At 44.5% G+C, this 24308-nt stretch carries 13 protein-coding genes and 1 pseudogene; 11 read left to right on the plus strand and 3 right to left on the minus strand.

The annotated features are described in order from the left end of the window. The first annotated feature begins 424 nt into the window (after positions 1-424). The 4 genes from BSEL_RS16940 (at position 425) to BSEL_RS18330 (ending at position 4461) form a co-directional block, all read left to right on the plus strand. Positions 425-2749, plus strand: a complete 2325-nt coding sequence (locus tag BSEL_RS16940) for an S-layer homology domain-containing protein (protein WP_013171776.1) — start codon at positions 425-427, stop codon at positions 2747-2749. Positions 2750-2937: 188 nt separating this feature from the next. After that, complete coding sequence (locus BSEL_RS04275) at positions 2938-3363, plus strand: hypothetical protein (protein WP_013171777.1); 426 nt, start codon at positions 2938-2940, stop codon at positions 3361-3363. A 29-nt stretch (positions 3364-3392) separates the two neighbouring features. Beyond that, positions 3393-3998 carry a hypothetical protein gene (locus BSEL_RS04280; protein ID WP_013171778.1) on the plus strand — a complete coding sequence of 202 codons (606 nt, stop codon included), beginning with the start codon at positions 3393-3395 and terminating at the stop codon, positions 3996-3998. 364 nt (positions 3999-4362) lie between these two features. Further along, positions 4363-4461 (plus strand): IS3 family transposase, encoded by a 99-nt coding sequence (locus tag BSEL_RS18330; RefSeq protein ID WP_408643030.1) that lies wholly within the window; start codon positions 4363-4365, stop codon positions 4459-4461. A 1107-nt stretch (positions 4462-5568) separates the two neighbouring features. Here BSEL_RS18330 and BSEL_RS16945 read toward each other — a convergent pair. The 3 genes from BSEL_RS16945 to BSEL_RS04295 form a co-directional block, all read right to left on the minus strand. Then, positions 5569-6447 (minus strand): S-layer homology domain-containing protein, encoded by an 879-nt coding sequence (locus BSEL_RS16945; RefSeq protein WP_013171779.1) that lies wholly within the window; start codon positions 6445-6447, stop codon positions 5569-5571. 84 nt (positions 6448-6531) lie between these two features. Next, positions 6532-7374: a hypothetical protein gene (locus BSEL_RS04290; RefSeq protein ID WP_013171780.1), complete on the minus strand. Its 843-nt coding sequence runs from the start codon at positions 7372-7374 to the stop codon at positions 6532-6534. 5 nt (positions 7375-7379) lie between these two features. Continuing rightward, positions 7380-8494 (minus strand): IS3 family transposase gene (locus BSEL_RS04295; protein ID WP_095522123.1). Its coding sequence is split into 2 segments (ribosomal slippage): positions 7380-8245 and positions 8245-8494, totalling 1116 coding nucleotides; the frame shifts between segments, so codons are not numbered across the junction. 210 nt (positions 8495-8704) lie between these two features. Between BSEL_RS04295 and BSEL_RS04305 the strand changes: the two genes are divergently transcribed. The 7 genes and pseudogenes from BSEL_RS04305 (at position 8705) to BSEL_RS04335 (ending at position 24308) form a co-directional block, all read left to right on the plus strand. Further along, complete coding sequence (locus BSEL_RS04305) at positions 8705-9736, plus strand: hypothetical protein (protein WP_155522696.1); 1032 nt, start codon at positions 8705-8707, stop codon at positions 9734-9736. A gap of 717 nt (positions 9737-10453) precedes the next feature. After that, a complete protein-coding gene (locus tag BSEL_RS16950; RefSeq protein ID WP_013171782.1) occupies positions 10454-14323 on the plus strand; it encodes an S-layer homology domain-containing protein in 3870 nt (1289 codons plus the stop codon). Positions 14324-14552: 229 nt separating this feature from the next. Then, complete coding sequence (locus BSEL_RS04315; protein ID WP_177304810.1) at positions 14553-16331, plus strand: TcaA NTF2-like domain-containing protein; 1779 nt, start codon at positions 14553-14555, stop codon at positions 16329-16331. Positions 16332-16400: 69 nt separating this feature from the next. Beyond that, positions 16401-16466, plus strand: a pseudogene (locus BSEL_RS18335) (zinc-ribbon domain-containing protein); the annotation flags it as partial. A 168-nt stretch (positions 16467-16634) separates the two neighbouring features. Continuing rightward, a complete protein-coding gene (locus tag BSEL_RS04320; RefSeq protein WP_232970493.1) occupies positions 16635-17162 on the plus strand; it encodes a hypothetical protein in 528 nt (175 codons plus the stop codon). A 502-nt stretch (positions 17163-17664) separates the two neighbouring features. Continuing rightward, positions 17665-22866: a fibronectin type III domain-containing protein gene (locus BSEL_RS04325; protein WP_155522698.1), complete on the plus strand. Its 5202-nt coding sequence runs from the start codon at positions 17665-17667 to the stop codon at positions 22864-22866. Between the two features lie 986 nt (positions 22867-23852). Further along, positions 23853-24308, plus strand: coding sequence for a hypothetical protein (locus BSEL_RS04335; protein WP_013171786.1), 456 nt, complete (start codon positions 23853-23855; stop codon positions 24306-24308).

The raw sequence follows: 24308 nt of genomic DNA on the forward strand, positions 1-24308 counted from the left end.
GTACGGTGGTGTGAGAGGTCGGGGCTGTGAAGCCCCTCCTACTCGATTTCGATTATCCTTTAGGGTGGTTTACCTTCACAGATCATGTAAACGAATGCGCAGACGGGATACTTGTGTGGAGATAGGTAGTGGGAAGTAACAATCTGCATCAGACGTTTAGCACTCCCCTTCAGGCGCCTGAGAATAGAGAGAACGATGGGGGGTTCCGTGATGAAGGAATCCTTTATGGTGACTTGTCTGATCGGAGGCTTCGTTATTGTGTGTATCAGTATTCTTATCGCGGGAGAAAGGTGAATGGTTGCATGTAAAATAAGATCAAATGATCCGTGTCTTTTCACTCATTTCATCAGGAAAAGTAAATTTCAGTATATGAAAAAATTTGAAATATGGTAATATTATATAATCATGATGTAGGAGGAAAAAGATGAAAAAATTATGGTGTAGTATTTTAACTATTTTTATGATTTTTTCGTTTGTGCAACCAGTATCTGCAGCCAGTTTTTCAGATTTAAATGAGGAACATCGGTTTTATGGAGAATTAACGTTTCTGACAGGTAAGGGGATTATTCAAGGTTTTCCAAATGGAACATTCCGAGCTGACGCAAGTATTACAAGAGGGCAGGCAGCAATTATGCTGGGGAGAGCACTCGAGTTGGACGGCAGTCAAAGAAAAAGTTCTTTTCGAGATGTGCACGAGCAAGATCAGGCATCAGGCTTTATTGAATCTGCCGTCGAATTGGGTATTATCCAGGGTTTTCCTGATGGTACATACCGAGCTGATGAACCTGTCAAAAGGGAGCAAATGGCTATTTTTTTAGCGAGAGCTTATGATTTAGAGGATGCAGAGATCGATTTTTCAGATGTGAACACCAATATGATAGCTTATGATGCCATCAGAAAATTGTTCGGTTCTGCAATAACATTGGGTTATCCGGATGGGACATTCAGGCCTCAATTGGATATATCCAGAGCAGAGTTTGGGGCGTTCATGTATCGTGTCATGAAACTTGAGGCGGCACCAGAACCGGCACCAGAACCGGCACCAGAGCCAGAACCAGAGCCAGAACCAACACCGGAACCTGTTGATTTTCTGCAGCTAAACACAGATTACCTCTCTCCGGATAACAACATGACGGTGAGAATGAACAGCATGGAAGTAACGGAATTCGATGATTATAATTTGTTGACCATTCATTATACAGAGAAAAATAATACTGAAGATGAAGTGATACCATCCACCGGTTTTAAGTTATTTTTTGGAGACGGTGAATCCGAACCTCAGTATGGAAATTTTAATGACATATATCCGGGACAGGAAGTTGAAAGATCCTATGCATTTTTATTTTTGAAGACCCAGGAGATTCTGCTGTTAGAGTATGCAGAGGACAACTTCTTTACAAGTGAACCTTTGGCCAATTCGTTAAAATGGCGGATTGCAGACTTGGAGCCAGAAGCGGAACCGGAACCAGAACCGGAACCAGAACCAACACCGGAACCTGTTGACTTTCTGCAGCTAAACACAGACTACCTCTCTCCGGATAACAACATGACGGTAAGAATGAACAGCATGGAGTTAACGGAGTTCGATGGTTATTACTCGTTGACGATTCACTACACGGAGAAGAATAATACAGAAGATGAAGTGATATCATCAACCGGTTTTAAACTGTTTTTCGAAGACGGTGAATCGGCGCCTCAATACGGCATGTTTAATAACCTTTACCCGGGTCAGGAAGTTGATAGATCCTATACATTTCAATTTTTAAAGACCCAGGAGGTTCTGCTTGTAGAGTATGCAGAGGACAACTTCTTTACAAGTGAACCTTTGGCCAGTTCGTTAAAATGGCGGGTTGCAGACTTGGAATTAACACCTGCTCCGGAACCAGAGCCGGATCCAGAACCGGAACCAGAGCCGGAACCAGAACCAACACCGGAACCTGTTGATTTTCTGCAGCTAAACACAGATTACCTCTCTCCGGATAACAACATGACGGTAAGAATGAACAGCATGGAGTTAACGGAGTTCGATGGATATTACTCGTTGACGATTCACTACACGGAGAAGAATAATACAGAAGATGAAGTGATACCATCAACCGGTTTTAAACTGTTTTTCGAAAACGGTGAACCGGCGCCTCAATACGGCATGTTTAATAACCTTTACCCGGGTCAGGAAGTTGATAGATCCTATACATTTCAATTTTTAAAGACCCAGGAGGTTCTGCTTGTAGAGTATGCAGAGGACAACTTCTTTACAAGTGAACCTTTGGCCAGTTCGTTAAAATGGCGGGTTGCAGACTTGGAATTAACACCTGCTCCGGAACCAGAGCCGGATCCAGAACCGGAACCAGAGCCAGAACCAGAGCCAGAACCAACACCGGAACCTGTTGATTTTCTGCAGCTAAACACAGATTACCTCTCTCCGGATAACAACATGACGATAAGAATGAACAGCATGGAGTTAACGGAGTTCGATGGATATTACTCGTTGACGATTCACTACACGGAGAAGAATAATACAGAAGATGAAGTGATACCATCAACCGGTTTTAAACTGTTTTTCGAAAACGGTGAACCGGCGCCTCAATACGGCATGTTTAATAACCTTTACCCGGGTCAGGAAGTTGATAGATCCTATACATTTCAATATTTAAAGACCCAGGAGGTTCTGCTTGTAGAGTATGCAGAGGACAATTTCTTTACAAATGAACCTTTGGCCAGTTCGTTAAAATGGCGGGTTGCCGAGTAAAGCAATTTAGCAAATAGGCAGAGGCATATGCTCCTGCTTATTATGATTGATTGTCTGATCGAATCCGCAGCCTTGATCTGAATGGGATTTCTTCTTTTTCACCGCCTTAAAAGGTTATTATGGCAGACAGGAGAAAGTGAAAATTGCGCTTGGGTTCGTTAATCGCTCATCAAGTAAGGAGGAATGGTATGAAGATCACTACAGGTATGGTAGCGATGATTGTCACTATCCTCGCGGTAATGGGGATAGCAGCATCCGCAGTGGCAAACCAGGGGGATGAGGAAATTTCATGGACCTGGTTCGACAGTCAGGAAGTCGAAGATCCGGAAAAAGTATGGACCGTGGCTTTCTCACAAGACGTGGATCCGGATTCTGTGGAAGGTGAGATTTACATCGAGAAAGAGGGAGAAAGACTGCCAAAGGAGCGTTTTGACATTGGATTTATCGATGGAGGACAGTCTGTGACGATCACATCGCATGAAGAATATGTAATCGGTGAGGTATATACACTGGCTGTTGGTGACGGAGTGCGTTCTTCTCAAGGTGCGCTCATTTCGGAGGCTGTAAAGATGCCGTTCACATTAATGGTGTTCGTGATGACGGGTTTTATGTAAAGAATGTTGGAGACTCGGAACGGATCGCGGTGACTGATCGTGAACAGGATCTCCTTGATCGAGGGGTTACTTTCGTTGAATCAGGAGAAAGCCGTATTTTTATCGGCTACCGGCAGGCGTCTGCGAATAATCAGGATCCGGTGATTGTCCGTTTTGATGATGGCGTTCAGACATGGTACCGGCAGGATATTGAGACGAGTGGTGATGACGGACAGGGTTACGGACTGGTCTGGGACGGTGCTGATACGCTTTACGGCGTATTCAGCGCAACGGGGACGCAAGGATCTTCGGACCTGGACTACAGGCGCTATACGTCAGCTGGGTGGCTGTCGAGCTACGGTCAGGGCGGAGGAGCGAAAGCTGTTGTTATTTTGAAAATTGATCCTGAAGATGCTTCAGTATCCGGGGGGACTTTCCTCTACAGCAGACTGCAGAACGGGAATACGAACAGTATGCAGGTCACCGGTCTGCATCTTCAAGGAGACGAGCTTGTTGTTAATGCCAACTCCTGGTTCTCTCCTCTTGATGTGAACCGTTCACTGATAGACGTGTCCGGTTTAGGCGGCTCGCCGTTTGATTATACAATTACCTTCAGCGGGGATTTGAAACAAGCCCGATCCGCAGAAGTGCGATGAAGAGTGGCGCGTTTCCCTGGTAATCTGCGTCATGCATTGAGCAAAATAGAATACTGAACCACCACCTGTCAAGTGGATAGTGAAAAAGCAAATAGATTGATTTTAGACCTGAATGAACTTACCGGTTCATTCAGGTCCTTTTTTGGATAATCCATATTTATTCTTCGTTTTTATTCAATCGCTGAAGGTGGACCTTTGCCAAGGGGCTTGTTTTCAGCTAATTCTGACTAAGAATCGCTTCGTCACAGGCTACCATATTCCTTTTAATGGGTATAATTGAATATTAAGGTATAGGGGAGTAGGCGTATATGTATTGGCAACAGCATTTGGGTCACCCCGGTAAAAATAAGAGATTCAGGTACAGATTCGACAGGTGTTCGAAGAACTTCATGATAATTATGGTTATCCCCGCATCACCAAGGCACTTCAAAAGAAAGGGGTTGTTAGTAATATAAAGAAATAACAACGCCTTACGGGTAGATTGGGGTTATTGTGCCTCTCCTATACGCATATTGGTCACCAGAAAATCACACCAGATAAAACTGGATTCAAATGCTTTGAGAAAGATTCAAATGGAACGATTCACATGAGAAGAGCTTACCTTGATCCATTCCTTGATATGTATAGCAGTGAAATTATGTCGTACAGTTTTTCAAAAAAGCCAAGCGCTGTTAGTATTATGAAAGCTTTAGATGAAGCAATTGAGGCATCGAGCGATTGTTGTTATCGAAGAACGTTTCGTTCTGATCAAGGGTGGGCCTATGAGTTGATTAATATAACAATAAGCGAATCAAAGAAAAGCTGGATTATATTAGTCCTATCCATTTAAGAAATGCGTATGATGGATTTCTCACCCCTGCGTCCACTTAATTTATTTACAATAACATCTGGCGGTCAAGAGTCATTTCGTTTCTCCTCCTGACAGCCAGATAACCTTGTAAAAGAGACAGTTATGCAAAGATAAAAAGAACTTGAGAATACAAAAACTGAGTAGGATTCCTACTCCGGAAAAAAAGTCTAACCATTATGAGTCACATTAACATTGATAGGTATGGAAGTTTGACGCTTACTTTTGGCCCCCCCCCCGCGGTTCAGCCACATAAAGTAGGCGGATCGAGCAACACCAGCTATGGCGCAAAATTCTTAAATCAGATAGTCCTTGGTTACATTCAATTCTTGAATACCCACATACTCCGGCAAGTGACGAACTAGCGAGAATCGTTTAACTTCTGCACGATTTCTTTCAATTTGTTTGAGTTATCGTTCTCCATTTGAAAACGACGATTCTACCGGTTCATTTCTGTTGTATAAACAGTCTTGAGGTGATTACGCTTTAATCTTTCTTGACCAACGTGTTGATGCTTCGAAACCCATTCTCTTAATAATTTAGTGAAACAGTTATATTCAATTTCCAATGATATAAATGAGTGTCCTTCACTCACGTGTTTTAAAGCAATATTTCATTATTTTTCATGAGACTAACATTTATTTTTGCGAATAGAAAAACTCCCAACTAAGTAGTGCAGAAATAGATTATTTCTACTGAACACTTTGTTGGGAGCATGTCAGTTTATCTGAAATCCTCGTTTATCGTTCTTGATAGGAATGCTGAAAACTGGCCTCTCGTGACGCTGTTATCCGGTCGAAATGTTCCGTCCGGAAATCCTTGAGTAATATTTACAGATAAGATTTTCGCAACTGAATCATATGCTGCCATGTGAGGAGCCATGTCTGAAAAATCCATTTCTGCTTCAGTATCGAGGTTGTATGCACGGGCGATAAATATAGCCATTTGTCCTCGTGTTACTCGATCATTCGGCCGGAATGTACCATCCGGGAAACCCTGAATAATTCCCAAATCGGCGGCTGCTTGAATATAGCCGGAAGCATTATTGCCATCTCGAACGTCAGGGAAATCAGTATGTCGCTGAGTGCCGTCGAGATCTAGAGCACGCCCGATCATTGTGGCAGCAGCAGCTCGTGTTACGGTATCATCAGGACCGAAGTTCCCATTTAAATAGCCACTGATGACCCCTTGATCGGCTAAGTAAATAATCTCATCATGAAAACGGTAGTTGCCAGAGACGTCATGAAACCCTTTTACTTTCTCTTGAATAAACTCATCGTATCGAAGGTGTTCAAAGGTGATACGGTTGTTTGAAATATTAGTAAGATTGATAGTGTACCCAGGATGCAGATTCGAAATGTTGTACGACCTTGAGTTGCTTGAGCTCACCAGATTGTTGCTGGTGTCATAAATTGCATACTGATACCTTGACAATCCTGATTTATAGTGGAGGTTAATTGATCGACTTAAATCATTTTTAAACGTAATGGATTCGCCTGATTCTATGTTCAACTCCTCATAGGGGCTCCAGTAATTCCGTTCGACGCTGATAAAATCGCGCAGTGCCTCGAATGTAATCGGTGTGTTGGCCAAATTTTTCACAATGATATTTTCTTTTGATCCAAAGCGATTTAAAGAATAATGTGTATTGTTGTGTGCCTGTTTGTAATGATCCGTTTGATCAAACTAGACATATTGAAACCTGTTTGTTCCAGATTTATAGTGAAGTCCCAATGCACGTGTAGAGATGTTAGAAATACGCACACTTTCACTTGATGATATTTCAATTGTTTCGTAGGGCCCTTCATCGATCTCTTGGACGCGAGTGTGGTCAACTATTGCTTCAAAGATAATCGGTTTTCCTGAGATGTTTTTAATCGTAACATAGTCGCTACTGTCTATATTTGAGATATTACCCCACGTTGAGTTATTAGATGCTGCTAATTGATTGATGTCATTGAAATGAGCGTATTGGTAACGATTGGTATTGGATTTATAATAGAGAGTCAGGCGTCTTGAAGAAGTGTTTGTAATGGAGTAACTTTTCCCATCCTCAATTCGGATCGAATCATAAGGCTTTTTATCGCTTTCACTGACTTCTGTATGATTGGCTAAAACTTCGAAAACAATGGGTTGGTTGGAAATATTCATGATAAGCATGTTGTCTTCAGGTTGAATATTAGAGATGTTTCCCCACGTTGAGTTATTGGCTGTTTTTAGTTCACCAGTGTCGCTATAAAGCGTATATTGGTAGCGGTTCGTATTCGATTTGTAATGAAGAGTTATGTTACGGGAGGATGTATTATTAATTGAGTAGCTTTGATTTACTTGTAAGCGAATTTGCTGATATGGTTCATGATCACTTTTATTTGCTTGGACTTGCTCTGCCAATACTTCAAACGAAATGGGGCTATTTGATATGTTCTTAAGAAGAATCCGATCGCCTTCGTTAATGTTGGAAATGTTACCGAATGTGTTGTTATTAGATCTTGTTAGAATGTTATGGTATGTCAACACTAAATCGGACAAAAAAATTAAGGTCCCGTTGACTTGTATTCAGCTGGTGATAAATAATCCAATGATCCGTGAATTCGAATATTGTTGAACCAGTTCACATAATCAAAAAGTTCAAGATCAAGTTCTTGTTGGCTAGAAAAAACCGCACCACGAACGAATTCGATCTTGATGGTCTTGAATGTGGCTTCAGCTACGGCATTGTCATAGGGCGTTCCTTTGTCACTCAATGATCTGGTAATACCGAAGGTATCGAGTGCCTGGTCGATCAGGTGATTTTTAAACTCAGTGCCTCTGTCTGTATGAAAGATCTCGATCCGATTTAGATTGTAGGGGACGGATGCAAAGGCAGTTTGAACTAATTCAGCGGTTTTATGAGGCCCGGCGCTGAACCCAATAATCTCACGATTATATAAATCGACTAATACACAAATATAATGCCATGCTTTGTTCACGCGGACATACGTTAAATCGCTGACAACAACGCTTAATTCGTCGTCCTGATCAAACTTCCGGTCCAGTGTGTTGCCTGTTTCGGATTCATTGCAGCTAGATTTTGAAGGTTTAAATTGAGCTACGGTATACTTTGATACCAAACCCTGTTCAGCCATGATCCGCTTGATACGGCGTCTCGACACCGTCCATCCAGCTCTTTTCAATTCAGCTTTGATCTTCCGTTGACCATAGATCTTACGACTCTTCATGAAAATGCTTACGATCAATTCTGTCAGTTCTTCTTGCTCTGATTCATTTTGCCGTTTGGATTCGTAATAGAATGAGCTTCTTGCAATTTGTAGGACGTCGCACATTGCTGATACCGAGTATTTGTAACGATTAGCCTTGATTACATTTACTTTCGTCCTATGATCAGCGCGGCTTGCTTTAAAATATCATTTTCCATGGTCAGCTGTTTATTTTCTTTCTTGAGCTGTAACAGCTCTTCTTCAACAGACGTACGGTTATCCTTTTCCTTGAAAGATCCACTACCCTGGTATTGCCTAACCCATTTATCAAAGGCAGAAGGCGTCAGCTCGTATTCTTTGATGAGTTCGGATCGGGGCTTGCCAGCTTGATGCAGTTGCACGATCTGTTCTTTGAATTCCTTTGTGAAACTTCTCCGTTTGCGAGTTGTCATAAAACAGCTCTCCTTGGTTTGTATTTGAACCAAGTGTACGGGACCTTAACGAATCTGTCCAACTAAGTGTAACCGATCCACATCGACTCTTATTTAAACTATCTTGAAGGGGAATTAATTACCCGAGTTGGATTGGGCATTAATTCAAAAGCGCAAATTCTTCAATTCAATGTCGGACAGCTTCAGTTGGATGGCGGATATCAAGGTACGATGAAGGGAACATTAACCACAGACTATGGATGTTTTTCGGTTGATAATCAAGGGTTTGTTGAGGGGAGTGCTAATGCAGGCTTAGGTAATCAAGGGCTGTTTGAGAAGGATTTTGATTTGGCGTCGTTTCAAATTTCGAGATTTTCTCATTGCGCTTTAAGTGATCTTACAGCGGATCGAAACAGATTAATACTAAAACCGGGTGAAGTGAAAGCAGTCACTCTCAGTCAAATAAATTTACTCGGAGAAGCTACTGAACTGAAACTGCCTGATTCGAGCGTCACCTTCGAATCCTCGGCTCCAAATATTGTGAGTGTAAACCCGGGCGGAGGATTAAGCGTTTCACCGGAAGTCGAGCGGAATCAAGAAGCAGAGATCACAGTCAGTTATCATAATGGCGGTGATGAGCCTGTTGTAACCCAGATTGACGTTCAGGTAATTATTGAAGAAGATCATAAAGATACGGATGAGAATGCATATGGCGACTTAATTGATAAGTATCAATCAGCGATCATTGAAAGATGGGACTGGTCGAGGCTGATTGAAAATGAGATGGGCTACGACCAAATGCAGTCTGATTCGTTACCGGATGATTATGGTTTTGTGCTAACGGATATCAATCGGAATGGTCAAGATGAAATGATCATTGGACAAAATTTCGATAATGGACGTATTTTTCTTGCAGAAATCTATGCGCTCGTTAATGGTGAACCGGAAAGAGTGTACGTAGGTGGTTTAAGAAGGTCGGCGAAGATTTTTAATGAAGCTCAGATTCTGATACATGATTCTTCAGGTGGGTTCAGCTATCAAACTTCCATGCTTTTTCAATTAAACACTGGTAGTTCGATGGATTTTAGGAGGGGTTATATAAACGTTGATGGTAAGGATGTTTATGAGATTATAAATCCGGATGATCCTTACGCTGAACAGTCCAGGGGTGAAGAATTAACTTCCGGACAGGAACTAGAATTTTTTGATGATTTGGGAGAGTATCTCGATTTTACATTTTCCCTTTTTGCAGAGGATCAGTGAACATCGATAGATAATGGAAGTTCTCAGTGGTGATTTGTTCAGTTCAAGGAAGCAGGGGAAGTCAGGGCCCTTACACTAGTTTAACCGGTCCAGACAGGGCAGGACTTTGATATAGGTGTTAACGGACTCGAATGAGTATTATGTTTCTCTTTATGATGACAGGCGTATTCGAAACCCTTACCTGTTGTTTATGAAGTACTTAAATGACTTTAGCTTTGCGAAAGTGGGCTTTGAACTGTAATTATCTTCGAGGTCTCCAAGACCGTGAAAAATACTTGATGAACTGGATCTGACTGCGCCCACGGCTTTAGCTGTGGGCTTCTTTCAATCAATTTTTGTGAAAGAAATGAAGAGTTGATGTGGTTATGATTCATCTGTGGAGATAAATGAATCAAAGGTCACAGGTTCTTAAAATGAAATGAATCTCGAATCTTTAAAAGCGGTATAAACAGAAATGATGCATATATAAAAATCCACATATAAACATTTATTCGTGTAATATTACAATCGTGGTAACTGGGAGATCGAGTCGATATTTGGCGATTTTTGTCGAAAAATGGCTTATTTAGCATTTAGTATTGAATGGGGTATCGAAGAATATTATGATGTAGTGTGTTGGAATATATAAAAATATGGAATGCAAATCAGCCTCAAGTAGGGCAAAGCTTGTCTCGCCAGATGGCGTTTTGGTTTGCAATCCGAAAGGGAGGAAATAGGATGAAAAGATCGATACGTCAGAAAGGAACGATCTGTTTAAGTTTTTTGATGGCTTTTTCAGGTGTTATGCCGGCGGCTGGACTGGCTTCAGAGGAAAAGGGCACTGTGGGAGGAACTCATGTTGATTCACTCACAAATGACTCAGAAGTGACTGAGGCGGAATGGGATGAGATGGACTTTGGAAGCCTCTCCTATCACCTTGGTCACAATGGTATCCATAAAAAAACTTCCGCCAATACATACGAGCCGGATGCAAGTTTTTCAGATGAGCAAAAGGAGGATATTGGTTACAAGCTTCCTGATGGGTTCAGCTTTGTAAATGACTTTCCGAATGGTGTTCAATTAAAAGAAGTGGGCGGTTATTATTCGGATCGCCTTGCATCGGCGCAGTTTAGGGATGGCACGTTCAACCCGTCTTCATTTATTGAGGCAATGGAGGAGGACAGAGCGTATAAGCTCGTCCATCATACGAAAGTGGCGGATACAGAAGGTCGTGAGTCCTTTCTGTTTGAAGAGAGAACCGTTACGAAAGCGGAACTTAAGGCTACGGATTCATTTACGTTCTCAGGAGACGTTATAGACGTCATGTATCCGGATGAGTTTTACACGCTTTATCTGGAAAGTAACCTCGGCAGATACCCTGGGCATTATCACCAGTTGTTAACGAATGTCCCTGATTTTTATGATATAGCCATGCATAAAGTGGACGGCAGTGAGGCATTTTTAATGGAGACGGTCTATTCGGAGGATGACCAGGCGCTTATCCCTGACGATAATCTCATTGAAGTGCGATTTATGCAAGATGGTGTGCCTGAAGGGGTTTATGATATACATACAAACGGCTTTTCCGGTGTTACGCTGCATGGCGATATGCTGGACGAGCGTATTGATGTTCTGCATACGAATCCATCAGAAATGGGGATTCAGTACAGTGTCATGACGCAAAATGACGGTGCGGCAGCTTGGAAACAGACGTTTGAAACTGCTTATGCAGACTATGATGAAGATACGGTTATCGATGTCTCTGGAACGGATGCGTATACGCTCGATTCCATCAATTACGAAGAGCGCTCTGACGATGCCAGTATTTCGTTTGAGATTCTTGGCGATACGGGTCACCTACTGCAATCGGTTGGGGTGTTTAATGCGGGCTATTATGGTGAGGATGCCGGGCTCGATATCTGGGAAGCGATGGGCGTAAGAGACCAGAACTGGACAATGATGAATATGAATCTGCAAATTGATAATGAAGCTGGAGAAACAGTGGCTTTCTATGATGGTACATCGACTCATCACCGGATCATTGAACCTCTGGAAGGCGGGACCTATACGGCTATTGTTTCCTTTCAAACAGGGCTTGATTCAACTGTTGAACTGACGGAGAGTTTCACGGTTGACGAGCGTCTCTATGCGGATCTGATTCTTCCTGACGGGTTTGAACCGGTGCATGATTTCGGGAACGAGGCGAAGCTGACGGATTCGGACGGAGGGACACTTACTTACAGATTTGGATCAGATGCTTCACTTGACTTGAGTGAGCTTGTTGGTCGAATGGATGATGAAGACGTTTATTCGCTTGTGATTGCAGCGCGAATGAGAGAATCTTCAACAGGGGACGACTATATCTATACGATCGAAGAGACAGTCACAAGGACTGATCTTGATCAGATTGAATCCTTCTCTGTATCCGGGAAGCTCCATGAAATCGTTTCTCCGGATCCGGCGCACGAGGTCACTGCACTCGCGCAACTAAGCCATAGGGGCACAAGATTTGAAGGTTTATCAGGGATCTACACGGAAAGACCTGAAGCGTTTGATGTGCTCTATACAGATACGACGGGGACATCATTGTCCATACTGGAGGCAACTTATCAGGAAGAAGAACGACTTTTTGAGGTGGCTGAAGGCGAACGCAGCGTTTTCAAGTTCAATCAGAACGGAGAAGAGATTGGGATTTATGGGATGAACCATTATTTTGAAGGAGAGCGCATAGAACTGTATGCAGCGTCTGTTGAAAATCAATTTACCCAATTAATTACGAATTCTGAAGGTCAGCATATAAGCTTCAAGCACCTGTCTAATGAAGGAGCCGCGGATCCGTGGGTATATGAATTTGGATATACGTATAGTGAACCAGGCGACATGATCGTTCATGTCCCCGATAACAATCAGATTGGTTCTTATGATGTGTTAGTGGATGTATTTGAAAGTGGTCTGGGAGTATATATGACTTCAAATGAAAATGATGCCTATTTTCTGCAATCGGGTATCCTTCCACGAGATGGTGAATACAGCAAGGATATCTATGATTTTTTCGATGAGTACGCGTTACAGAGGAGATTCGCCTATGCGAAATCGACTGTGGAAGTGTTTGATGATGCAGGCGACTTGGTGATGGATAAGACGACAACCATGCCCACAAGCTATTCACTGCCTCCGATGGATGATGGTCAATATGAGATCGTGACCACGATTCCTGTGGGGAGTGACGAACGTCTGGTCATAACCAGGGATGTTTACATCGGTGATCCTTTTGCGGCGTTTGATAACGGTGACAGTGTAAGGTTGCATATTGACGAAATGATTACTCTCTCATACACCGCCGGCGGGAAGGATCTGCTCTTCCGGGTTGTGGGGGAAAACGGGAATTTGCTTTATCATGATTGGACTGATGCTTACAATTCCATCCTTTCAAAAACGGAGGAATTTACATTTGAATCGCCGGGAATTTATTCATTCCAAATCGTTCATGATGGTGAAGTGCTCGATGCTGTGGAAGTGACGGTTTATGAAGGTGATCTGCATTTGGTTTATGAAGGAGATACAGCTTTGACCGTCGAATACGGTGAAGCGTTTGAACTGCCTGAGGTCAAGGTGATGTACGGGGATGAGGAACGCGGACAGGCAGACGTGACAGTAACGGATGAATCGGGTGAGGAAGTTCCTGAAGTAGACACATCAGCGCCTGGTGAGTATACCCTCGTTTACCGCTATATATCTGAAGAAGGAGAAGAAGCGTCATCTGTGACGATCACGGTGACGGTCCTTGAAGATGCGGCACCGATTGTGCCGGAAATTCACTATGAAGGCGATACCGAACTGAGCGTCGAATACGGCGAGGCGTTTGAGTTGCCTGAGGTCAAGGTGATGTACGGTGATGAGGAACGCGGACAGGCAGACGTGACGGTAACGGACGAATCGGGTGAGGAAGTACCTGAAGTGGATACGTCAGCGCCTGGTGAGTATACGCTCGTGTACCGCTATATATCTGAAGAAGGAGAAGAAGCGTCATCTGTGACGATCACGGTGACGGTGCTCGAAGAAGTGAAAGAAGATGAGCCAACATTCACCGACTTGAATGAAGGCTACCGTTTCTATGAGGAGATCGCGTTTCTCTCGGGCATGGAGGTCATTAACGGGTATCTCGATGGCTCCTTTGCTCCTGACGACACGGTAACACGTGCCGCAGCTGCGACGATGATTGGACGTGCGTTGGATCTTGACGGTTCGCAACGTGATACGGATTTCCCTGACGTGCGGGATGGAAACAATGCTTCGGGATTCATTCAGGCAGCGGCGGATCTCGGGATCATTCAGGGATTCCCGGACGGCACTTTCCGTCCGAATGAACCGGTCACCCGGGGGCAGATGGCGATTTTCATCGCCCGCGCCTTCGATATGGAGACTCAGGCGGAGATGGACTTTACCGACATGGTGCCGTCCATGGCGGCTTATGAATCGGTAGGCATGATCCTCCACGAAGATATCACGCAAGGATTCCCGGACGGCACCTACCGGCCGGACGATGCCGTGACGAGAGGACAGTTCTCCGCGTTTCTGTCGAGAACCCTCGATGCCTCATTCAGGTAAGACAATTGAAGATCCCGGCCGTGAAGCCGGGATCTTTCTTTATTAAATGAGAACACAACAGAAGGGAGGAAGGCAAGGTGTTGGCTTTTGCCAACGGCAATTCCTCCCCCACCTGCACTTGCACCAAGAGGTGGGGTATCCTTGCCGAAAAACGATGAAATTTTGCAATCAATGTGGGACTGGGGTTCAGGAGGGGCAGAAAGTCTGTACGCAGTGTGGTGTGAAGTTGTTGGATGGGCGAAAGCCTGAACCAGAACATAAAGGCGAGGAAGTTCGAATTGAAAAACAGATCCAAGAAGAGGAGAGCATGTCATCCGACTTACAGGAACAGTCTCCGAAACCGCCGACGAGAACGAAAAAACCCCTCTCAAAGAAAAAGAAAGCAACCATCGGTGTCGCCGTTGCAGGTGTTGCCCTGCTGTTTGGCTCGTATCAGGTGATGACTGCTCAGTTCACACCGGAAAAAACTGTCGAAGGAATCTTTGACGCTGTTGCAGAGGGCGATAAAGAGAGGTTGGGAGACTATTTGGTCCGAGCTGATGGGGAAGAGCTTGAAGATCATCAGTTGACACTGATGATCGATATGTTACAGGATCCGTTTCTGTTCGAGGAAGTGAAAAATGACATGAACCTTTCAGCGTTACAGTATCGGGAAAATGAGGCTATCGCAGGTGAGGATCATACGTTTTCGTCTGATATTCCTATAGCTCTTGAGCAGAAGGGGAAAAAGCTGATGATCTTCGATGACTATGCGGCTGTCTTGTATCCACTGGACATGGAAGTCAGGCTTGACTATGAAGATGTGGCGTGGTCTCTGAACGGAGAGGAAGTCTCTTCTTATGAAGTCAGCACAGGGATTTACAGCCTTGGCCCTCAATACCTTGGCACCTATGATCTCTCCGTCGAAATCGATATGGCTTTTGGACGTCATGAAATTGAGGAGACGGTCGTCCACGATGGCCGATGGCTTGAAGTCCCTCTTCATATGGAGGCCTTGGAAATAATATCGCATATTTCAGGGGCTGAACTGTATGTCAATGATGCAGTCATGGATATTACTCTCGAACATGGCGAAACGTTTTTCGACCGTGTTCTGTATGATGAAGGTATGATGCTCCATGCAGTGGCGGATACACCTTTTGGTGAAATGGCTTCTGAGCCGGTACCTCTCGATGAGTCGAAGATTGAGTTGAAATACGCAGTAGGCGAAGATCTTGCAGAGGAACTGATGGATATGCGTTTTGCTGAGCTTGATGCAGGACGTTTTCTCGATGATTACTCCGATGTCTCGGAGGTGAATGAGGTTCCGGTTGCAATCAGTTTCATTCCGGAAGAGGCCTATTTACAGGAAGGAAAACAGGATATGTTCTGGCAAGTCACGATTCCTTACCGCGAAACATGGCAGTCGCCGGACGAGACCGGTGGCGAAGAGTCTGTGAGAGACTATGAACTCGTATTGATCCTGCCTGGTGATGACGATGAATGGCGTGTGCAGGAACTGTGGGTAACGAACGAACAATTCAGTGGCGAATGGATCACCAGAAGCTATGATGAAGAGGCACAGTTTGCTTATCTTGAAGAGCTTCAAACTATGGACGGTAAAGCGTCTTACCGGGCGAATGAAACAGCGTACCTCAATGAACTAATCAATGGTTTCCATGATGACAACGTCAATGCCATTAATGGGGGTGATAAGAGCAGAGCCGTTCGCATGATTCATGAAGATGCTGGCGCCTATAAGAAAACTGTAACAGATTACATTGACTACCTGCGTGGACGAAATATTACGCAGGAGTTTAAAGGGTCGGACGTCATCGGCGTGAGTGAAGGCAGTGAGGAAGATATCTATATTGTAAAGACGGAAGACCTGTACATTATCCATAACAATGATGAAGACCGTTCGAGGGAGGCGAAATTCCTTACCGAGTATAAGGTGGTACTGACGGACGACGGCTATTATCTGCTGGAGCTGGAATCGACCGAGCAGTTATGGAGCGAATCGCTGTGAATGATAAAACGTTCAGCTTGAAAAAAGAGTAAGAGGTTTGATTTTAATAACAGAGAGGATGAAGTGAAAATGTTTTGTTCAAATTGCGGAAGTGAAATGACGAAAGATTCACGTTTTTGTGGAGAATGTGGGACGCCAGTGGGCGGTTCCAATCAGGAAGAGGCGATATCCTCGGGAGGTTCTGTAAGCAGCATACAGTCAGTTGCGCAGAATGATTATGTTGTGAAGGGGAAAGAATTGTCGAAATCCTATTTTCAAGTGCTGAAAAGGCAGCTGAAGGCCCCCTTTTTTGAGGCACAATCGATGAAAGAAGATAAAATGACGAATGGGTTAATCAGTATCATGCTATTTTCTCTGTTTTTGGCCTTGAGCTCTTTTCTGACTTTGCAGCAGGCATCTTCCGGATTTGTGGATGTTCCCTTTTTCTCAACGGTTGTCGGGATGTTTGCAGGATGGGTGATCTTATTCTTCCTGGTCACGCTCGTTTTGTTTGTAACATTTAAAATTATGCGTACGGAAGCCGGTTACGGGAATTTGATGAATCGCATGGGTTCCCTTATGGCCATGCCACTACTGTTTTCTGCATCAGCATTTCTGACGGGGCTTGTGCAGTTAGGGTTTTTATCGACGCTGTTTATGTCACTTGCAACCGCATCGGCAGCACTGTCTGTTTTTTCGGTGATTTTCTCTGTTCAGCGGAACAATGACAAAGCAATGGATCCGTTCTATGGCACAATCATTGCAACTGTGGGAACGACAATTGTGATCTTCATCGTTTTTGTGGCTGTTTTGGGGTCTTTGTTTAATCAGCTTCAGCATATTATGTTTTAACTGTTTGTATGTAAGGACCTGTTTTCCTTGGGTGTGGTGAGGACAGGTCTTTTTCTGATTGAGGCAAAACAATTCACATCGATTAACGTTAAGATACTTAGTATTACTGCATATTCGAGTACATATGCTCAGTAGAAAAAGTGCATGAATAAAGGTTTTAATTACAAATTTTTTCTTTGTATATGGAGATTTTTTACCAGTCGAAACATTAATCTTAGCTTTTGCTCTTTCGTATGTGGGTAATTTCAGAGGAAATTCAGTCTTCAGTTGTTGAATGATTGGATGAAGTTCTTCAGTAATTACGAATTACTTATTTTGGTTAATGTAGAGAAAAGTTTCAATAGTGACGAGTCGCCTAACGGTTTTCTCTTACGATTATTTAATCATACGAAGGGAGGAAGGCAAGGTGTTGACTTTTGCCAACGGCAATTCCTCCCCCACCTGCACTTACGCTAAGAGGTGTGGGTATCCTTGCCGAAATACGATAAACAAAAGGGTGGATATGATGCGATTATTTAATTTTTCCGGGTTTCTTATGATGATGCTGATCACGCTGTTTAGCACTGTGATGAGTGTGGGCGCGGTTTATGCTGAAGATGAGGAGAACTCATTCGAAGAAGTTTTATCACCAGGATCGAGCTATATTATAGAAAATCAAAGTAATGAACAGCAGTGGATTCGTACAAATGCTTCATCATCTAATGGTGACTATTTCGATTATGCGGTCTATACAGGGGAAGGCCAGGGGCATAGCCAAGGCGCATCTGCAACGAGGAGCATCTCGATTCCGTCGGGTGGATCGGCGGTCGTCACGATAGGTTCTGACAGCGGCAACGTTACCGTAGAATGGGATGAGGCGAGTGTTTCCATTGCATCTACAAGTGAACCGGCACTCTACCATATGACGCTGGAGTCGGGCGAGAGCTACGAGTTCGTAAATCACAGTGCCGACGCCAGCTACAGACTCTTAAGCAGTGCGACCTACAGTAATGATCAGCGCTATGATTACGCCGTGTACGAGGAAGACGGAAGCGGACGTACACAAAGGGTGAATACGAATGCGAGTATTTTGATCCGAGCGGGTGAGACAGCGATCGTGACTCCGACGGAGGAGAGTCCCCCTGTCACCTTCAGTGGGTATCACCGTTTTTTCGACGGCGTGGAAACGGATGAACCGGCACTCTACCATATGACGCTGGAGTCGGGCGAGAGCTACGAGTTCGTAAATCACAGTGGCGACGCCAGCTACAGACTGCAAAGCAGTGCGACCTACAGTAATGATCAGCGCTATGATTACGCCGTGTACGAGGAAGACGGAAGCGGACGTACACAAAACGTGAATACGAATGCGAATATTTTGATCCGAGCGGGTGAGACAGCGATCGTGACTCCGACGGAGGAGAGTCCCCCTGTCACCTTCAGCGGGTATCACCGTTTTTTCGACGGCGTGGAAACGGATGAACCGGCACTCTATCATATGACGGTGGAAGCGGGTGAGAGCTATGAGTTCGTAAATCACAGTGCCGACGCCAGCTACAGACTGCAAAGCAGTGCGACCTACAGTAATGATCAGCGCTATGATTACGCCGTGTACGAGGAAGACGGAAGCGGATATGCACAAAGCGTGAATTCGAGCGCGAATATTTTGATCCGAGCGGGTGGGACAGCGATCGTGACTCTGACGGAGGAGAGTCCCCCTGTTACCTTCAGCGGGTATCACCGCTTTTTCGACGGCGTGGAAACGGATGAACCGGCACTCTATCATATGACGGTGGAAGCGGGTGAGAGCTACGAGTTCGTAAATCACAGTGCCGACGCCAGCTACAGACTCTTAAGCAGTGCGACCTATAGTAATGACCAGCGCTATGATTACGCCGTGTACGAGGAAGACGGAAGCGGACGTACACAAAGGGTGAATACGAATGCGAGTATTTTGATCCGAGCGGGTGAGACAGCGATCGTGACTCCGACGGAGGAGAGTCCCCCTGTCACCTTCAGCGGGTATTACCGTTTTTTCGCAGGTGACCCGATGGATGAGTCTGCTCTGAATCATATTACGCTTCAAGCAGGGGCTCATCATGCATTTCACAATTCCGGTGAGCGGGCCTATCGCATACAGACCCGCTCTGCTGGTGATGGGGATTTGCGTTATGATTATGCCGTATACAGAGAAGATGGTTCGGGTTACAGACAAAGACGGAATTCGTCAGTGAATATCTATATTCCGGCAGGTGGAACAGCCTATGTAAGCCTTGCAGAGGACAGTGAGAGCGGCCGGTTCAGCGGTTTCGAAACCATGTTCCAAGATGCTTCTGTGGAGGAACCAGCATTGTATCTAGTAAGGCTGGATGCAGGGGGTGAGTATACATTCACTAATCGTGGCCAACAGAGCTATCGTATTCAAACGGGCACGATTGGTTCAGACAATACAGAGTATGCCTATGACAGTTACAGGAATGATGGAAGTCTTGCGAGAAGTCGTGAGAATACGTCTTTCTCCTCCATCCTTGTTCCTGCAGGAGGTAAGGTAGAGGTTCGCGTGAACTCAAACAGCGGTCCGGTCATATTTGGCGGATACTACGATTTCTTTGGGTCAGGTGTTACTTCCCCGACTTGGGATGAAGAGCCAGGCAATGATTCTGATGATGAGGTGGCTGATCGGGAGGCGAACTACGATTCTCTTACCATAGGTCAGCTCGGGATTAAAGGAGATTTCGAAAACATCATCGAGGTTGGCGAAACTGTGGAAGTGAAGTCTGAAGGGACGTTATCCATCAATGATTTTCTCTATTTTAAAGGAGATGCGTCCATTGATTTACTTCAAGATAAACTCACAGGTGATGGTGTGTTCTATGTCTCCACTGCGAACGGCCATAACTATTATCTGTACGAAGGAGAATTTGAACTGGATGGTGACTCTCCTGGTTTCGACAGCAATGATCTGAGTCACTTTAGGTCAATTCGGTTTCAGGGAGTATCGATTGATCTGAATAAAATGCAAATCCACAAATCGGGATTGTCGATAGAGGGAGAGGTTACCCTTTATCAATTTCCGGGGTTTCGGGATCAAGTAACGGTAGACATTAATGAATTAGGCTATTCGCTTAATGATGGTCTCCTCCTTGATACGAAAGTTAACGCTCCTGATTTCAAAGCAGGCCCGATTGGAATAGAAAACAGCTATTTGGTATTTAATTATCAAAAGCGATTGTTTGGCGGGGGTGGCGAAGTCAAGGGATTGGGTACGTTTAATGTTGGAGTAAGTGCAGTAGAAGCGCATTTTCGAATGAAGCACGGCAAACTGGACAGCGTGACTATCAGTGGTTCTCCAACACGACCGATTCCGCTTGGCCAATCTGGATTTGGTATTGGGAAGATTGGCGGCAGCTTAAGCAACCTGACGGGTATGGATCCACAGTATGGAACGACGTTCGGTGCCAGCATGTCCATTTCAGATATGTTCAGTCCGGAATTCAAGGGTCAACGTTTGATTAATGCCAATGATTTATCGGCCAATGTATCAAATATGCACATCAAAACCAGTGGGAGGTTGAATATTTATGACTTCCAACTTGCATCTGCAGAGTCTCAGTTTCACCGGAGCGATGGCTTTTTTGCCAAAGGAGATCTGAATGTACTGGATTTCATGCAGGGAGAAACAGAGATGAAGAAACCGTTACGGACTCCGTTTAATGGATACGGCAGACTTGCGGTAGAGGCGCCAGAGGATTGGATAATCATCGGCGGGAGAACCTTCAATGAAGTGCGAATGGATATTGATGATGATTCGATCACAGGAAGCGTGACTGTTGTAGGGATACCAATCGGAATAAGAGTCAATTTCGAAGACGGTTCCGTCGGGATAGCAGAATCTCATGCATTTCCGTCGGTCAATCAGTATGAAGGTAATCGCGTCATATTGGGAGATAACTTCTCGCCGACAGGGACGCACGGTATGGATGAGCACCAGGTCTCACTTTTCAGTATGGAAGACCAGCGTGTGGATGTACCTCTTGAGAGTCATGAAGCGGTTCTTTTGGAAATCACCAACGCCCGTTCTGAGGAGTGGTTCAGTGTTGTGGGTCCTGATGGGAGAGACTATGAGCTGAATTTCGATGAGGAAGAGGGCAATGCACTTTTGGATGAAGATAAGGAACGGCTCTATGTCTCCATTCTTGATCCTGAGAACGGGGACTGGACTGTCAAACGGGATGGCTCGTTTAACGAGGTATTTAACGTGACGGTGATCGATGTCAATTTGGATCCTTCCATGCAGGAGGTCGAAGTCCTGACCGTATCGGACGAGCACCTGTCTGTTAAGTGGGACGGCGGTGATACGCCGGATACGAGCGTCAGCCTCTACATCAGTGATGACCGGGATTCCTATACGGGCTACCTCATGGCCGAAGGACTGGACGTAAAAGGAGAAGAGACATTCTCCATACCTGAGGGGATGATGACAGGGGATTACTATTTGTTTGCGAAAGCAGAGCGTGAAGGCAATGCGCCCGACTGGCTCTATGCGGAGCGCTCCTTTGTACTGACGGATCTTCTTGCACCAGAAGCTCCTAAAGGACTTGTGATAGACGATATCGGGAATGGAAAGGCCACTCTGTCCTGGTCAGAATCTGCGGATGACGGGATCGAAGGCTATCTTGTTGCCAAGCTTGCGGATGGTGAGCTGGACTATGAGGACAGTGTGTATGTGACTGCTGACGAAACGCAGGCCGAGGTTCGGGGGTGGCCGTTTGATGCAGATCACAGTGCCGTGGTTGTCGCTGTTTCAGTCAGTAACGACGGTCAGGAAGACGAGATGTTCCATTTCAGTCAGCCTTCCAATCCGGTGACGCTTCATATCCCGACGCCTGTACCGCCGGAAGTCACGGTTGATCTGCGAGTGGATGGCGGTTCTCTGAATCCGTTTGAAGAAGAGGATGGCAAGGTCTATTACACAGATCAGGCAGAGGTACAGCTCCAAGGCGAATCCGGTGAGTCCGTTAATTTCGAAGTGATCGTAAACGATGAGCACCTGGAGTTGCCGGAAAGGGAAACGTTGGCCCTCAATATTGAATTGAATCTCGGGACGAATGATGTTGAAGTCATTGCCGTGAATAAACGCGGTGACAAGACTGTCAAACGCTACGCGATTCATTCAGATTTGTTCTCTCCGCTTCTTCATATCGATACACCTGCAGACGGTGCAACGATCGAGAGCAATTCTGTCTATATCAGCGGCCATACCGAAGCCGGGACGGATGTGTTTGTGAATGGCGAGCAAGCGTCTGTATCGGATGAGGGGTTGTTTGAACTGACAGTTGAAACAGACAAAGTCCGAGACGACATTACGATTGTTGCGCAAGATCGTGCTGGCAACCGCTCCACGTACGAGGCCCTTGTGACGATGATCAACGATCAGGTCTATACGGATTTTGGTGAAGAAGAAGTTGAGCCAGATAAAGAGTGGACCATTGCCTTCAATCAGGCGCCACTGAACGACGATCTTGAACGTCATGTGTATGTGCTTGATGCTCATCACAGGCAGGTGGACGTCACGGTGGAGAAGGATGGTGATAAGCTCATGGTGCGACCGGTTGAAGAGTACGTCTCCGGGGAGCGATACCGGCTTGTTGTCGAAGCTTCACTGAAATCGAAAGACGGAGAAGCGCTGTTTGAGGGCGTTCAAAAGACCTTTGTGATTGAATGATAACAAGTGGATTTCCCGGGCTCAATTTCACTTGCATAAAAATAGAGATATCAGGACAGTGGAACTGTTTATTAAAATGACGTGCGCCGAGTATTCTTTTGATAACAGTCGCGGAAGTGCCCAGGGATTTGTGCAGGCGCTCTATGATGGGGTATTAAAGAAGGAAAGAAAGACACTCATTTTGATTCTGAGGCTCAAATTATCAGTGGTGATTTTTCCGTTTTCTTGTATTGCAGTATGGAATAAGAGCAGATGGCTGTAAATGAAGTTTCATTCATTCGACCAATTTCTTTGAGTAAATAGTTTGATGTTCTTTAACAGCCCCTTGAACCTTTTGTTTCAGGGGGTTTTTGGTCCTTTATCAGAGTACTGTAGGATTATCATATGTTTATGTTTGACCTCATTTAACTATAAAAGTTTGATCATTTGCTCTCTAATTATCTTAACTTTGCGAGAGAGGGTGCTTGGACATCCTTATCCCTTTTGAATTTGGCCGTTTTTCGTTTGATTATGCGCGCTGACAACACTGTGTCTTTTTTATGATGGAAATGAAGTACAAGAGGATCAAGTAGGATTAAATATGGATAAAAACTTGGGTGTACATCGTTAATGCAAATGATTATGTCGAACCAATAAATGATTCTTTATAACCGCACCTAAAGTTTCATTTGATGAACAGTTCTGTTTAAGTCAACTCTTTTATCATTTTTGGTCATTATCATCCATTATAAGGGTTTATAGAAGACTTTTGATGTAATTAAAATAAAGAAGGAGACATATGTTTCGTTGGGGAATTTTGTCGAATGTGAACCCTTTCCTTTATTGGATATTGAAAACTGCTTATGAGAGAAGTATGATTATTTGTGTAAAAATATATAAACAAATTGAAGAAATATGAATGTAAAAAGACATTAAGCATGATTAGAATTGCGCTTTTCTACAAAAAAAGGTGACCGTTAGGACTACTTTGATAAGGAGGTGTATGTATGACTGTGAGCAGACGGTCAAACCTTACGTTAATTTTATGGTTTCTATTTGCGGTATTGATTGTTGGTGTCGCGAGTGCAATGTTTTCGACTGTGGCAGGAAACTCTCTGATTGTCCTTGTACCCGGAAGTGGCATGTTGGTTCTGCTAGGAGTTGTATTTCTGCTTTCCCGTCGGGAAAAGGTGGCGTTTAACAAGAGCAAACTGAACTATCAGCCTGTTTTAGGGTCTGTGGAATCAGTCTCCTTCCATAAGGTTGATCGTGTTCGTATGTATCAGCAGGAAAAGAAAGTTGTTGTGGGCGATCATCGCTCCTGGTCCTGGTGGCTCTCTTTCTACGACCAAAACGGGAGGAAGCTGACTTCGTTCGATGTAAAAATTTTAAATCAGGAAGCCCTGCAAAAGCTGACGGGTATTTTGGAGAGCCATGGACTGACAATCATAAAAAATAAATGA

Source organism: [Bacillus] selenitireducens MLS10, assembly GCF_000093085.1.
Taxonomy (GTDB): domain Bacteria; phylum Bacillota; class Bacilli; order Bacillales; family Salisediminibacteriaceae; genus Salisediminibacterium; species Salisediminibacterium selenitireducens.

Bases quoted from the DNA above. Each gene is read 5' to 3' on its own strand.
- BSEL_RS16940 (WP_013171776.1), top strand. From the start codon at position 425: ATGAAAAAATTATGGTGTAGTATTTTAACTATTTTTATGATTTTTTCG.
- BSEL_RS04275 (WP_013171777.1), top strand. From the start codon at position 2,938: ATGAAGATCACTACAGGTATGGTAGCGATGATTGTCACTATCCTCGCG.
- BSEL_RS04305 (WP_155522696.1), top strand. From the start codon at position 8,705: ATGAAGGGAACATTAACCACAGACTATGGATGTTTTTCGGTTGATAAT.
- BSEL_RS16950 (WP_013171782.1), top strand. From the start codon at position 10,454: ATGAAAAGATCGATACGTCAGAAAGGAACGATCTGTTTAAGTTTTTTG.
- BSEL_RS04320 (WP_232970493.1), top strand. From the start codon at position 16,635: ATGAAAGAAGATAAAATGACGAATGGGTTAATCAGTATCATGCTATTT.
- BSEL_RS04325 (WP_155522698.1), top strand. From the start codon at position 17,665: ATGATGCGATTATTTAATTTTTCCGGGTTTCTTATGATGATGCTGATC.
- BSEL_RS04335 (WP_013171786.1), top strand. From the start codon at position 23,853: ATGACTGTGAGCAGACGGTCAAACCTTACGTTAATTTTATGGTTTCTA.